Consider the following 12,652-nt stretch of genomic DNA (forward strand, 5'->3'; position numbering starts at 1 on the left):
ACCCCCGGGATGAGCCTCGATCCACCGATGTCCGCCTACTGCGCGACACCAGGCAGGCACGCTGGCGGCGTTCTCGTCGCTCAACGCGGCGCTGCCGCGCCTTCGCTCCTCGGCCTTGCCATCGCACCCGCCTGATGCCGCTCGCAACGACGGCCACCGGCGGATCGAGGCTCAGCACGCGCCTGTCGGCGCGGGACGCCATGATGGTGCCCGTGGCCGCACACAGCAGCCTGACCATGGTCGGGCGTGACGACGAGCTCGCGGAAGCGAGCGAGGTCCTCGACGACGCCGTACGCGCCGCCGGCGAGGGCACGTCCCGCCGGGTCGTGCTGCTGTCCGGCGACGCGGGCGTCGGCAAGACGCGGCTGCTGCGCGCGCTGCGCGACCACGCGCTCGAGCGTGACTGGCAGGTGCTCGCCGGCCACTGTCTCGACTTCGGCGACAGCGCCCTGCCCTACCTGCCCTTCAGCGAGGTGCTCGGCCGGATCGGTGCGGCCCACCCCGAGCTGGTCGACGCGGTGGCCGCGCGCCACCCCGCCATCGCGCGACTGCAGCCCGGCCGCCGGGCCCGCACCGTCGCTGACGACGACGCCGACGGCGACTTCACCCACGCGACCGACCGCGGCGACATCTTCGAGGCCGTGCACGCGCTGCTCGAAGCGGCGGCCACCGAGTCGCCCGTCCTGCTGGTCGTCGAGGACCTGCACTGGGCCGACCAGTCCACCCGCGACATGCTCGGCTTCCTGTTCACCCGCGCGTTCACCCAGCCGGTGGCGATCGTGGCGTCGTACCGCTCGGACGACCTGCACCGCCGCCACCCGCTGCGCCGCCAGGTGGCCGAGTGGTCACGGCTGCCCCAGGTAGCCCGCCTCGCGCTCGGTCCGCTGAACGAGGCGGCCGTCCGGGCACTCGTGCGCGAGCTCGAGCCGACGCTGGTCGACGACCGCTCCATCGACCGCATCGTCGAGCGGGCCGAGGGCAACGCGTTCTTCGTCGAGGAGCTCGTGGCGTCCGGCTCCTGCGCCGACGGCGACGTCCCGGGCGACCTCGCCGACCTGCTGCTGGTCCGCCTCGACCGGCTCTCCGACGCCGCCCGTCAGGTCGTGCGCGTCGCCAGCGTCGCGGGCCGCCGCGTCGGCCATGACCTGCTCGCCGCGGCCGCCGCGCTCCCGGTCGACGAGTTCGAGGCCGGCATGCGCCAGGCCGTCGAGATGAACGTCCTCGAAGCCGGCGGCGTCTTCTACACCTTCCGGCACGCCCTCCTCGGCGAGGCCGTGTACGACGACCTGCTTCCCGGCGAACGGGTCCGGCTCCACGCCCGCTACGTCTGGGCGCTCGTCGACGGAGCGGCCCGCGGCAGCTCCGCCGAGCTGGCCCTGCACGCACGCCGCGCCACCGACCTCGACCGCGCCGTCACGGCAAGCATCGAGGCCGGCGACGAAGCGCTGGCCGTCGGCGGTCCGGACGAGGCGGCCGACCACTTCCAGCAGGCCCTCGAGCTGCTCGAGGACCCCGACCGGGTCGCCCGCCTCGGCATCGACCACGCCAAGCTGGTCGTCAAGGCGGCCGGCGCGCTCACCGCCGGCGGCGACGCCCAGCGGGCCTGCCAGCTGCTCGCCCAGCAGCTCGACCGGCTGCCCGCCGATGCCCCGAACGCGGCGCGCGCCCGCCTGCTCAGCGAGTACGCCGAGGTCCTCTCCATCACCGAGACCGAGCTCGACCCGCGGGAGCTGTCGGCCGAGGCCGTCTCGCTGGCGCCCGAGGGCGACAGCATGCTGCGCGCCAAGATCCTCGCGACGCACGCGCGGATCATCGGATACCGCCACGGCACCGTGGACGAGGCCGAGGCCTACGCCACCGAGGCCCTCGCGCTCGCCGAGCGGCTCGCGATGCCGGTGCTGGCCTCGGACATCCGGACCACCCTCACGGGGATGCGGGTGAAGACCGCTGCGGGCACCGACCAGGACGCCTTGCGCGCCGCGCTCGAACGGGCCGTCGAGCACGCTGCCACTGCGGGCGCCTTCCAGGCCGAGATCCGCGGCCGGTGGTTGCTCGGGCGCTCCCACCAGGACGACGGCGAGTGGGAGCAGGCGGTCCGCTGGTTCAGCTCCGCGCTGGACCTGGGGGTCCGGGCGGGGCTCGTCTGGGCGCCGTTCAGCATCGACTCCCGGTGGCAGCTCACCTGGATCCGCTACATCCTCGGCGAGTGGGACGAGGTGCTCGCCCTCGTGGCACCGCTCGACGCCGTGGCCGGCCCTGCCATCCCGCGTGGCGTCGTCGAACCGGCCCGTCTGTCCGTGCTCGCGGCGCGCGGCGTCGACGTGCTCGACCGGGCCTCGGCGTTGCGCGACCTGTGGGAGGACGAAGGCGGCGTCGCGGTCTTCAGCGCCGGCGTCGAGATCGAGGTCCACGGTGGACGCGGTGATGCCGCAGCCGCCATCGCGGTCTACGACGACGTCGTCGAGGTGCTGACCCGGATCTGGCACGAGCGCTTCGGTGCCCGCGTCCGACTCGCGGCGCAGACCCTGCGCGCCATCGCCCGCGCCATCCCCGTCGCCAGCGCCGCCGAGCGCCGCACCCTGGCGGCCCGCGCCGACCTGCTCCGCGCCGACGGCGAGGACCTGCTGTCGTGGCTGCGCGAGACCGGTGCGACCTGGGGCCCCGAGGGCCGGATGTGGTCCACGCGCCTGGTCGCCGAGCACCAGCGCGTGCGCTGGCTGGCCGGGGTCGACCCCGGGCCGCGCGAGGAGCTGCTCGCCGCCTGGGCCGCTGCCCTCGACGCCGCCACGAAGTACGGCCACGTGCCCGAACAGGCCCGGGTGCGGGCGGCGTACGCCCAGATCCTGCGTCTCGTCGGAGACAGCAGCGAAGCCCGCGCGGAGGCCGACGAAGCGCGGGCCCTCGCCGAGCGACTCGGTGCCACCGTGCTGCTGAGGGACCTGCACGAGAGTGGCGGCGGGCGTGGTGCCGCCGCGCCACCGGTGGCCGGTGCTCCGGCACTGACCGCCCGCGAGGTGGAGATCCTTGCCCTCGTCGCAGAGGGCCGGTCCAACGGCGAGATCGGGAAGCAGCTCTTCATCAGCACGAAGACGGTGAGCGTCCACGTCTCCAACATCCTCGGCAAGCTCGGTGCCGCCGGACGCACGGAGGCGGCCGCCATCGCGCGGCGGGACGGCTTGCTCTAGATCCCGGGGCGTAGCGTCGTCCCGTGACCACTGAGCTCGAGGACACCCGCGCACTGACGATGCGCCGCTTCGGCCGCTCCAGCGGGACGGGAGGCACCACGTTGCCGCCGGTCCGCCTGGACCAGCTGCCGCCCGGCCCCCGCTGGCCCTCGCTGGTGCAGACCGCCGCGCTGATGCGGTTCCGCCACCAGTTCCACCCCTGGCTGCACCGCAAGTACGGCGACGCGTACACCGTGAACCTCGTGCCCGGGAACCGTCCGCTGGTGCTGTTCACCTCGCCTGCCGTGACCAAGGAGATCTTCGCGGGTGACCCCGAGGTGTTCCACGCCGGCAAGGGCAACGCGATCCTCGGGCCGATCATGGGCGAGCACTCGCTGCTCCTGCAGGACTCGGCCGAGCACCACCGCGCCCGCAAGCTCCTGATGCCGGCGTTCCTCGGCAAGGCCCTGCGCGGCTACCGGTCCCTGGTGTCCGACGTCGCGACGGCCGAGGTCGCCGGCTGGACCGAGGGGCAGACCTTCCGGTCACTCGAGCGGATGAACGCGTTGACCCTCGACGTCATCCTGCGGGTGGTCTTCGGGGTCACCGACGAGGAACGGCTCGCGAAGCTGCGGCCCGCCGTCCGGCGGATCATCGACATCAACCCCGTGATCCTGCTCGGGTGGGCCTACCCGCGCCTCCAGCGCCTCGGCCCGTGGCGCCGCACGATCGAGAACGCCGTCGAGCTCGACCGGCTGATGTACGCCGAGATCCGCGAACGTCGTACCGCCACGGACCTGGCCGAGCGACCGGATGTCCTCTCCCGCCTGCTGGCAGCGACGGATCCCGACGACGAGCACGGCGGGCTCTCCGACACCGAGCTGCGCGACCAGCTGGTGACGCTGCTGCTGGCCGGCCACGAGACGACGGCGTCGGCGCTGTCGTGGGCACTCGTCGAGATCGGCCGCAGCCCCGACCTGCGGGCCCGCACCGAACGCGCGGTCGACGAAGGCGACGACGCCTGGCTCGAAGCTGTCTTCAAGGAGTCGATGCGCCTGCATCCCGTGATCCCGATGGTGGTGCGCACGCTGATGGAGCCGACGACCGTCGGCGGTTGGGACCTTCCCGCCGGCACCACCGTGGGGCCCTCGATCATCATGAGCCACCAGCAGGAGTCGAACTTCCCCGATCCGGAGGCGTTCCGTCCCGAGCGCTTCCTCGCCGACGGCGACACTGCCGTGCCGGCACTGAACGTGTGGATCCCGTTCGGCGGGGGAGTACGCCGCTGCATCGGTGCCGGCTTCTCCGTGATGGAGGGCGTCGAGGTGCTCCGCGCCGTCTTCCGTGAGTACGACGTCACGACTGTCGGCACCGACGTACCCAAGGTCCGCAACATCACCAGCGTGCCGCGGCGTGGGGCGCGGATCCGGGTACGGCGACGCTGACCGTCGTTGCGACGTCCTCGAAGACGTCGCAGTAGGCGGCGTAATCCTCGCGCGCGACGGAACCCGTGAGGGTGACGCCGACGCCGTCGACCAGCCAGGCCCACTGGTCGCAGATCACGTCGATGCCCCCGACGCGGTGGGCGAAACGGCGGTAGACGACCGGTTGCCCATCGAGGTCGAACTCGTCGGAGTCCTCGACCTCGAACCGGTCGAGCTGGATGTCCAGGGCAGCCATGGCGTCCTCGCGCCACGCGCCGAGACCGGCCTCCACGGGGACCGACCGCAGGACGATCTCGGGAGGGAAGCCGCTCGGCGGCAGCACTGGTGGCCGGGCGGCGACGACGACGTCGCGTTCGGGGTCGGTGCGGGTCGCCCACCGACGCGGGAGGGCGACGCTGATGTCGTGGTTCGTCGGGTTCATGGGCGAGAGCGTCGGCCAGATGGCGGCGCGGTGAAACCGCGCTCCGTCGGCCCTGTGGAGGACAGCGTGAATTCCGTGCAGCGAGTTGTCGGGGATTCGGCCTAGGGTCGGGGCATGGCCATCGCACGCAACCCCCAGTTCGTCATCGATTGCCCGGACCCCGTCGTGCTGGCGGAGTTCTACGGCGCGATCCTCGGCTGGGCGCCGGAGCCCGATGTCGACGGCAGCTGGGCGTCGATCACCTCGGGTGACCAGGCGATCCACTTCCAGCGGGTCGACGGTTTCCAGGCTCCGGACTGGCCCGGGCAGGACAAGCCCCAGCAGGTCCACCTCGACGTCGATGTCGACGACCTCGACGAGTCGGAGGGTGCCGTCCTCGCGCTCGGTGCCCGCAAGCACGAGCACCAGCCGGGCACGACCTTCCGGGTCTACCTCGACCCGGCCGGGCATCCGTTCTGCCTCTGCGTGGTCTGAGGCACGGCGTAGCATCTCCGCATGACCCGGATGGCAGGTGCGCTGATCGCGCTGTTCATCCCTGCGCTGCTCGCCTCGACCCTGGATGCGCCGTCGAGCGTCGTCCTGGCGGCCGTTGCCGTCGCCGTGGTCGCTGCCCTCGTCGTCCAGTCGTACGCCGTCACGGCGGCTGCCTGTCTGGCCCCACCGCGTGCGTCCACCTCCGACCGGACGCCGTCCCTGCTGGCCGGTCGGGTCACCGACCCGCTGCGTCACCCGCTCCGCCCGCGCGCTCCCGGACTGGTCTGACCCTCGCCCCTGTGGCGAGCACGTCCGACCAACCCTCTCGTCCCCAGGAGCACACGCATGTCCCTTCTCGACCCGTTGACGCATTCCCTGGCCGCCCTCGTCGCAGCCACCCATGCCGGCCTCACCCACCTCGGCGCCGACGCCGCTTCCGGTTCCACCTGGCTGCTCTGCATCGCCACCGTCGTGGTGGCTGTGCGGGTGGCGCTGCTGCCCCTCGTCGTCCACGGCGTGCGGCACGCCCACTCCTCGGCCCGGGCCCGGCCGCACCTGCAGGACGTCGCCGCGCGGTATCGCGATCGCAAGGACGCCGCCAGCGTGCGTGAACACCTCGAGGAGCGCCGGAGGATCTCCGCCGAGCACGGCGTCTCCCGGCTCGGCTGCCTGCCCGTGCTGATCCAGGTTCCGCTCTGGCTGGCGCTCTACCACCTGCTCGCCGAGGTCGCCGGTGGTGCGCCCGTGGGCGCGATGGACGCCGATCTCGTCGGAGCGCTGGGGAGCGCCACCCTGCTGGCGGTGCCCCTCGCGGCGCGTGGCTATCTCGGTGGCGGGCCGGGTCACTTCGCCGTCGTGGCCGGCCTGGCCCTGGTGGCAGCCGGACTGGCCTTCGTCACGCAGCGCTACTTCGTCGCCAGCAACACCGTGACCGACGGGCTGCCCGAGGCGATGGCGACGGCGCAGCAGATGATGCCGGCACTCTCCGCGATCGGCCTGCTCGTCGCCGGCGGGTTCGTGCCGACGGCACTGCTCGTCTACTGGATCTGCAACTCGGCGTGGACGCTCGGCCAGTCGGTCGTCGTCTGGCGCTGGTTCCCGACACCCGGGACGCCGGCCGCCCGGCGCAGGGCGACGTGAGTACTCAGAGGACGAACGCCTCGCGCACCCGCTCCTCGGTGAGGCCGTAGTCCGACAGGTCGTAGCGGTGGGAGGGACGCGCCTTGCCGGTGCGTGACTCCGAGTCGATCCGCACGACCTCGCTGCGCGCCGCGTCGGTCCAGTCGATGTCGAACGCCTCGTAGATCGAGCCGACGGTGCCGACGGGATCCTGCACGAACTCGCGGTAGTCGACGTCGAAGAACTGGCGGTCGTCGTACTTCTGGCGGGAGGTCCAGAAGGTCTGCCAGGACCGGGCCAGCATGGAGAGCTGCGTGTTCCCGATGGTCTCGCCGACGAAGGTCGTCGAGGTGTCGGCAGTGGCCTCGGCCGACAGCGAGCACGCGGAGGCGATCGAGGTGACCGGCTCGCGATGCGTCATGACGATCAGGGCGTCCGGGTAGACCGTCATCAGGGCGTCGAGGCCGACCAGGTGTGACGGGTTCTTGAGCACCCACCGCTTGTCGGTGTCGTTGAGGCCGATCAGCTGGAGGTTCTGCTTGTGGCGGGCGTACGCGTCGGTCCAGTCCTGCCCGGCCAGCCATTCCGAATAGCGCGGCACGTTGGCGAGCGACTCGTACGAGATCGACTTGCCGGTCTGGCGCAGCAACCGCCAGCACTCCTCGACCGACGTCGCATCCATGTAGTGGATGCCCATGAACTCGGGGCTCGCGATCTGGTGGCGCTGGAAGGCCGCCTGCATCGCGTTGAAGACCGGGTCCTGCTCCCACGTCTCGCGCGGCGGCCGCGGCTGCGGGAACTCCGTCAGCCAGGCCTCGAGTCCCTGGTGGCCGGGGTCGGCGCACAGCAGGCGGTGCAGGGCGGTGGTGCCGGTGCGGGGGAGGCCGACCACGAAGATCGGCCGCTCGATCGTCACGTCGGCGTGCTCGGGGAACTGGGTGAAGCGGGCCTCGGTCAGCAACCGGCCGACCAGCGCGCTCTTCACCTCGGCGCGGTGGAAGTAGTTGCCGACCGGCGTCAGGCCGGCCTCCGGGGAGGCCAGGTCCTCGACGAGCAGGCGCAGGCCCTCCTCGTGGGCCGTGCCGCCGAAGTCGCTCAGTCCGGTCGTGCGGGTGGCCGCTGCGGCGATGTCCTCGTAGGAGCCGACATCGGCGCGCTGCCGCGGGCCCTCTTCCGTGGTCGCGTCAGTCGACATGGAACTCTCCGCAGTCCACGTTGAGCATCACACCGGTCACCGCGGACGCCAGGTCCGAGGCCAGGAACAGGGTGGCGCGGGCGACCTCGTCCGGAGTGGCGAGCCGCTTCAGGTCGGTGGGCGCGGCCTTCTCGGCGTACACCTCCTCGTGGGTGCGGCCGGACTCCGACGCGATCCAGTCGAAGTACGCCTTGTTCACGTCTTCATAGATGTACGACGGCGCGACGCTGTTGACGCGGATCCCGCGCGGCCCGAGCTCGGTCGCCAGCGAGGACGCCATGTGCTTGAGCGTGCCCTTGGACAGCTTGTAGCCGGCGTACTCGGGCTGGCTGCTGTAGACGACGCACGAGTTGACCATGATGACCGAGCCACCGACCTTCTCGGGCGTCGCAGCCAGGGCATCGGCGAAGAGGGCCGACAGGCGCAGCGGCGCGAACACGTTGGTCTCGTTCGCGGCGCGGAGGCTCTCAAGCGAGAGCGTGCTCAGCGGGTCCATCGGCGGGATGCCGAAGGCGTTGTTGATCAGGCAGTCGACCTTGCCGAACTCCGTGAGCGCGGCGTCGACGAGATTCTGCCGCGCGGCCTCGTCCGTGATGTCCGTCGGTACGACGAGGGCCCGGCGCCCGAACGACCGGACCACCTCGGCGGCCTTCTCCAGCCGCTTGGGTGTGCGACTGGCGAGCACCAGGTCGGCGCCCATCTTCGCGGCCTCTTCGCCCAGTGCCCGGCCGAGGCCCGGGCCGACACCTGACAACACGATGACCTTGTCGGTCAGCAGATCCACCATGCCGGACAGACTAGAACGTGTTTCAGTTTTGGTCTACCGGTTGGGTGCGGATTCATCAAGGTATGTGGCCGAGTGGGCACTTCCCAGCGTGTGTACGCCGTGGGAAGCGCGGGTTCGGCGACATCCCTTGATGAATCCGCAGTGGCTCGGGTCAGGACAGCATGCGGCGCGCGACCGCCCGCTGCCGCGCGGTGATCCGGTCGGCGTACTCCGCTTCGGACAACCCTGCGAGCGTCGGCAGATGGGAGGGCACCTGGCCGACCTTCACGATCTCGACCGCCGGTCCGTCCGCAGCCGTGAGGTCGCGAGTGAGCTGCTGCCAGCGCAGCATGATCGGGCCGGTGCGGTGGCCGGTGGTCTCCAGCCAGTTCGCGACCGGTGTTCCGCCGGGGCCGGGAGGGCGCTCCGAGATCACGAAGCGCAGCAGCCCGTCCGCATCAGCCACCGCCTGGGCCTTGGTCAGCGACGTCTGGTGCGTCTCGTAGTCCGTCGACGCGTACCAGTCCGACCCGATCTGGATCGCCTGATAGGTGCAGTCGTCGCACCGGGGGACCGTCACGATCATCGCCTCGTCCTCGGCGAGCTCGTAGTGCCCGATCGAGGAGAACTGCGACGACAGGCCGCCAGGGGTGGATGCCGGAACGGTCAGGGTGTTGACCGGCTCCTTGAACTGGAAGAAGTGCGGGAAGGCGAACCAGGTCTGGATCGAGCCGACCAGCGACCGCGCCGCCACCTCGTACTTCTTCTTCAGCGTCTCCGCCGACAGCTCGCGACGGGCGCGACCGAGGGTGTCGGTGCGCTCGATGGTGATCGTCCCGCGCCCCTCGGTGTCCCAGTCGTTGAAGACCTCGCGCACGATCAGCGTCTTCGCGCCCGGCTCCGCGACATAGGTGAACGAGAAGTTCCCCTCACCGTCCACCTCGAGCTCGCGCTCGTCGAACGCCATCAGCGACGTCGCGGCCGAATCGGCGCTGTAGGTCCCGCCCATCACCTGGAACGACAGGTCCGCCGAGGTGCCGCGGCGGCCGCGGACGACGTACTCGACGCCCTCGCGCAGGTAGGCGTGGAAGTAGATGGCGTCGGGGTTGTCCAGGCCCTGCCGGGAGAACTGGTGGGTCGGGTTGATGAAGAGGGGCTGCTCGAGGTCGTAGTCGAACGCCGTCTGCATGGCCATCCGGATCCGGCCCGCGAGGTAGTCATAGCCCTCGAGCCGGTCCGCCTCCGTCCGGATGAATGGCGCGTTGGCGATCAGCTCCTCAGCCTCGGCGATCGCCTCCTGGAGCGGCCTGGTGAGGTCGAGCGACGCCGACATTCAGCTGACCTTGGCGATGATGTTCTCGGCGTAGCCCTCGAGGTGCTTGATCTTCGTCTCGAGCGGCTCGGTGTCCGGGCCCTTGATGTAGGGCACCCGGAAGCCGACGATGCAGTCCGTGACGCCCCTGTCCTCGAGGCGCTTCACGCCGTCGAGCGTGTAGGCGTCGTACGAGATCACGTGCACCTCGAAGTCGTCGCGGGTGTCGCCCTCCTCCTTGCGGATCTCCGCCAGGCGGGCGAGGAGGCGGTCGAGCTCCTCGCCGTCGCCGCCGGCGTGCATCCATCCGTCGCCCTTGCGTACGGCGCGCCGCAGCGCGGCGTCGGAGTGGCCGCCGACGAGCAGCGGGATCTTCTGCGTGGGGGCGGGGCACTGCTGCAGCGGCTCGAACTGGAAGAACTCCCCGTCGTAGCCGAAGAAGGTCGGCTCGTCGCCGGGCTGCATGAGGCCGGTGAGGATGTCCATGCACTCGTCCATCCGCTTCCCGCGCTTCTCCCACGGCACGCCGAGGGCCGCGAAGTCCTCGGGCCACGGGGACAGGCCGACGCCGAGGCCGAGGCGGTTGTCGGAGAGGAAGGCGAGGGACGACGCCTGCTTGGCGACGAGGACCGGCGGACGCACCGGGAGCTTCAGGACGAAGGGCGTCAGCCGCAGGGTCGAGGTCACCGCGAAGAGCTGTGCGCACAGGATGAACGTCTCGATGAACTCCTTGCCGAGCAGGAACTCACGGTCCCCGGTGTCGGTGTAGGGGTACTTCGAGTCGGACTCCTGCGGGTAGATCAGGCTGTCCGCGACCGACATCGACGTGTAGCCGGTGGCCTCGACGGCCTGGGCGAGCGGCGCGTAGTACTTCGCCTGGGTCATGCCTTCGGCGTAGGTGAATCTCATGGGCTCCACACTAGAACGTGTTCTACATTTCTGCCAGAGTGAGCGCCATGGGACAGCCCAAGACAAAGCCTGAGGGTCTCGACAAGCCGATCGTCGCCAAGATCATCAAGTACGGCGCCAAGGCGAACGTGAAGGTCTACCGGCTCACCAACGGACGGATCGGCGCGAAGTGGCGCGTCGGCGCGGGCTGGAAGAAGCCGGTGCCGGTGCTGCTGCTGGACCACGTCGGGCGCAAGAGCGGCACGACGTTCACGACCCCGCTGCTCTTCCTGACGGACGGACCTGACCTTGTGATCGTGGCCTCGCAGGGCGGACTGCCGAAGAACCCGCAGTGGTTCCACAACCTCGTCGCCACGCCGGACACGACCGTCGACCTGCCGCGCGAGCGCCGTCGTGCGGTGCGGGCCCGGGTGGCGGACTCCGCCGAGCGGGCGAGCCTCTGGCCGCGCCTCGTCGACCTCTACGCCGACTTCGACAACTACCAGGCCTGGACCGACCGGGAGATCCCGGTCGTCGTCCTCGAACCGCGGGTCTCGGCAGGCCCGACCACCGGAGGCACCCCGTGACCGACCTGCAGGAGCTGATCGACCGCGCCGAGATCACCGACGCGATCACCCGCTACACGCTGTCCGTCGACGAGGGTGACTTCGACCGCCTCGACACGGTCTTCACGCCCGACGCGCACGTCGACTACACCGAGAGCGGCGGGATCGCTGACGCCTTCCCGGTCGTCAAGGCGTGGCTCGCCGAGAACCTGCCTGCGTTCTCCGCCCACCGCGTGCACGCCGTGGCCCAGATCGACTTCGTGTTCGCTGGCTCGCGCGACGAGGCCGACGTGACGGCGTACTTCCACAACCCGATGCGGATCTCGGACGGCCAGGGCGGCGAGCGGGTCGTCGAGGTCGGCGGGATGTACCGCCACCACTTCGTCCGCACGCCCGCCGGCTGGCGTTCGAACCGGCTGCACGAACAGGTGGTCTGGACCCGCGGGTTCTGATCTCCCGACCCGATTTCCGTCCAGCACGCAACCAAAGCGGCACGCGATCGCTCAAGGTGGATGAAGGCAGTTCACCGACGGACGAGGAACGCGATGGCGGGGCCCATCGAGGTCGCCGATCAGCAGCGGCCGCCGTACGTCCGGTGACGCTCGTGGCGACCCGCGCGGTCCCACGCGGTTTGGTTGCGCCGCCCGCGTCACAGACAATGGCGAGGTGAGCGACCCCCAGCAGGAGCCCAGCGCCGACCGCCCCGTGCTCAACGGGCTGGTGGCACTGGTCGCCGTCGCCCTCGGCGTCGGGCTGATCCTCGCCCTGGTGGCGCTGATGGGGTCGCGGTTCCTCGGCATCGGCGACGGCGGCGGCTCGTCGGCCGCCGGATCGACCGTCCGCGAGTCGATGTACCTGCCCACGCCGGTGGAGACCGCCGGCTCACAGGGGCCGCGGATCACGCTGAACACCGCGACGCCCGAGGAGACCCAGTCCACCGAGGAGACCGACGTCGAGGAGACGGAGACCGCGGAGACCGAGTCGACCGAGTCCGAGTCGCCCTCGGCCGGTGAGATCTCGCTCCAGGCGGTCGACAACAGCGTCGCGGCCGACGAGCGGATCTACTTCAGTGGGGTCTACCCCGGTGGCGAAGGCGCGATCCTGTGGCTCCAGCGCTTCGAGAACGGCGGCTGGGCCGACTTCCCCGCCAGCGTCGGCGTCACCAACGGCACCTTCTCGAGCTACATCTTCACGGGCCAGGGCGGGCTCAACCGGTTCCGCGTGATCGACCGCGACGACGGCACCGTGAGCAACGAGATCCGCGTCCAGGTCGGCTGACCCGTCCGTCCCTGACCCCTGTTT

Annotated in this window: 13 protein-coding genes; 8 read left to right on the top strand and 5 right to left on the bottom strand. The window is 70.9% G+C overall.

Annotated elements, in window-relative coordinates; translation table 11 throughout:
• Positions 1–134: 134 nt before the first annotated feature.
• Together ACOACQ_RS14080 and ACOACQ_RS14085 are read left to right on the top strand one after the other, a co-directional pair.
• Complete coding sequence (locus tag ACOACQ_RS14080) at positions 135–3,185, top strand: helix-turn-helix transcriptional regulator (RefSeq protein WP_420288549.1); 3,051 nt, start codon at positions 135–137, stop codon at positions 3,183–3,185.
• 23 nt (positions 3,186–3,208) lie between these two features.
• Positions 3,209–4,609, top strand: coding sequence for a cytochrome P450 (locus tag ACOACQ_RS14085; protein ID WP_420288550.1), 1,401 nt, complete (start codon positions 3,209–3,211; stop codon positions 4,607–4,609).
• Here the strand turns inward: ACOACQ_RS14085 and ACOACQ_RS14090 are convergent.
• Positions 4,560–5,030, bottom strand: coding sequence for a hypothetical protein (locus ACOACQ_RS14090; protein ID WP_420288551.1), 471 nt, complete (start codon positions 5,028–5,030; stop codon positions 4,560–4,562). The genes ACOACQ_RS14085 and ACOACQ_RS14090 overlap by 50 nt on opposite strands.
• Before the next feature lie 114 nt (positions 5,031–5,144).
• Here ACOACQ_RS14090 and ACOACQ_RS14095 point away from each other — a divergent pair, with 114 nt between their 5' ends.
• From ACOACQ_RS14095 to yidC, 3 genes are read left to right on the top strand one after another with little or no spacing between them, the layout of a single operon-like run.
• Positions 5,145–5,504, top strand: a complete 360-nt coding sequence (locus tag ACOACQ_RS14095; protein ID WP_378604361.1) for a VOC family protein — start codon at positions 5,145–5,147, stop codon at positions 5,502–5,504.
• 21 nt (positions 5,505–5,525) lie between these two features.
• Complete coding sequence (locus tag ACOACQ_RS14100) at positions 5,526–5,792, top strand: hypothetical protein (RefSeq protein ID WP_378604364.1); 267 nt, start codon at positions 5,526–5,528, stop codon at positions 5,790–5,792.
• Positions 5,793–5,849: 57 nt separating this feature from the next.
• Complete coding sequence (gene yidC / locus ACOACQ_RS14105) at positions 5,850–6,644, top strand: membrane protein insertase YidC (protein ID WP_420288552.1); 795 nt, start codon at positions 5,850–5,852, stop codon at positions 6,642–6,644.
• Positions 6,645–6,648: 4 nt separating this feature from the next.
• Here the strand turns inward: yidC and ACOACQ_RS14110 are convergent, their stop codons facing one another.
• From ACOACQ_RS14110 to ACOACQ_RS14125, 4 genes are all read right to left on the bottom strand, one after another.
• Entirely contained in the window at positions 6,649–7,818 is a 1,170-nt protein-coding gene (locus ACOACQ_RS14110; protein ID WP_420288553.1) for a sulfotransferase family protein, read from the bottom strand.
• Positions 7,808–8,605 carry an SDR family oxidoreductase gene (locus tag ACOACQ_RS14115; protein WP_420288554.1) on the bottom strand — a complete coding sequence of 266 codons (798 nt, stop codon included), beginning with the start codon at positions 8,603–8,605 and terminating at the stop codon, positions 7,808–7,810. Before ACOACQ_RS14115 ends, ACOACQ_RS14110 begins: the two co-directional genes overlap by 11 nt.
• A 151-nt stretch (positions 8,606–8,756) precedes the next feature.
• Positions 8,757–9,917, bottom strand: a complete 1,161-nt coding sequence (locus ACOACQ_RS14120) for a hypothetical protein (protein WP_420288555.1) — start codon at positions 9,915–9,917, stop codon at positions 8,757–8,759.
• Positions 9,918–10,805 carry a TIGR03619 family F420-dependent LLM class oxidoreductase gene (locus ACOACQ_RS14125; RefSeq protein WP_420288556.1) on the bottom strand — a complete coding sequence of 296 codons (888 nt, stop codon included), beginning with the start codon at positions 10,803–10,805 and terminating at the stop codon, positions 9,918–9,920.
• A 47-nt stretch (positions 10,806–10,852) separates the two neighbouring features.
• Between ACOACQ_RS14125 and ACOACQ_RS14130 the strand changes: the two genes are divergently transcribed.
• From ACOACQ_RS14130 to ACOACQ_RS14140, 3 genes are all read left to right on the top strand, one after another.
• Positions 10,853–11,371: a nitroreductase/quinone reductase family protein gene (locus tag ACOACQ_RS14130; RefSeq protein WP_420288557.1), complete on the top strand. Its 519-nt coding sequence runs from the start codon at positions 10,853–10,855 to the stop codon at positions 11,369–11,371.
• Positions 11,368–11,802: a nuclear transport factor 2 family protein gene (locus ACOACQ_RS14135; RefSeq protein WP_420288558.1), complete on the top strand. Its 435-nt coding sequence runs from the start codon at positions 11,368–11,370 to the stop codon at positions 11,800–11,802. Before ACOACQ_RS14130 ends, ACOACQ_RS14135 begins: the two co-directional genes overlap by 4 nt.
• A 214-nt stretch (positions 11,803–12,016) precedes the next feature.
• Entirely contained in the window at positions 12,017–12,628 is a 612-nt protein-coding gene (locus ACOACQ_RS14140; RefSeq protein WP_378604388.1) for a hypothetical protein, read from the top strand.
• The last annotated feature ends 24 nt before the right edge of the window (positions 12,629–12,652 follow it).

This window comes from Nocardioides sp. CPCC 206347, from assembly GCF_048654605.1.
Lineage (GTDB): Bacteria > Actinomycetota > Actinomycetes > Propionibacteriales > Nocardioidaceae > Nocardioides.

Bases quoted from the DNA above. Each gene is read 5' to 3' on its own strand.
- ACOACQ_RS14080 (WP_420288549.1), top strand. From the start codon at position 135: ATGCCGCTCGCAACGACGGCCACCGGCGGATCGAGGCTCAGCACGCGC.
- ACOACQ_RS14090 (WP_420288551.1), bottom strand. From the start codon at position 5,030: ATGAACCCGACGAACCACGACATCAGCGTCGCCCTCCCGCGTCGGTGG.
- ACOACQ_RS14095 (WP_378604361.1), top strand. From the start codon at position 5,145: ATGGCCATCGCACGCAACCCCCAGTTCGTCATCGATTGCCCGGACCCC.
- ACOACQ_RS14100 (WP_378604364.1), top strand. From the start codon at position 5,526: ATGACCCGGATGGCAGGTGCGCTGATCGCGCTGTTCATCCCTGCGCTG.
- yidC (WP_420288552.1), top strand. From the start codon at position 5,850: ATGTCCCTTCTCGACCCGTTGACGCATTCCCTGGCCGCCCTCGTCGCA.
- ACOACQ_RS14110 (WP_420288553.1), bottom strand. From the start codon at position 7,818: ATGTCGACTGACGCGACCACGGAAGAGGGCCCGCGGCAGCGCGCCGAT.
- ACOACQ_RS14115 (WP_420288554.1), bottom strand. From the start codon at position 8,605: ATGGTGGATCTGCTGACCGACAAGGTCATCGTGTTGTCAGGTGTCGGC.
- ACOACQ_RS14120 (WP_420288555.1), bottom strand. From the start codon at position 9,917: ATGTCGGCGTCGCTCGACCTCACCAGGCCGCTCCAGGAGGCGATCGCC.
- ACOACQ_RS14125 (WP_420288556.1), bottom strand. From the start codon at position 10,805: ATGAGATTCACCTACGCCGAAGGCATGACCCAGGCGAAGTACTACGCG.
- ACOACQ_RS14130 (WP_420288557.1), top strand. From the start codon at position 10,853: ATGGGACAGCCCAAGACAAAGCCTGAGGGTCTCGACAAGCCGATCGTC.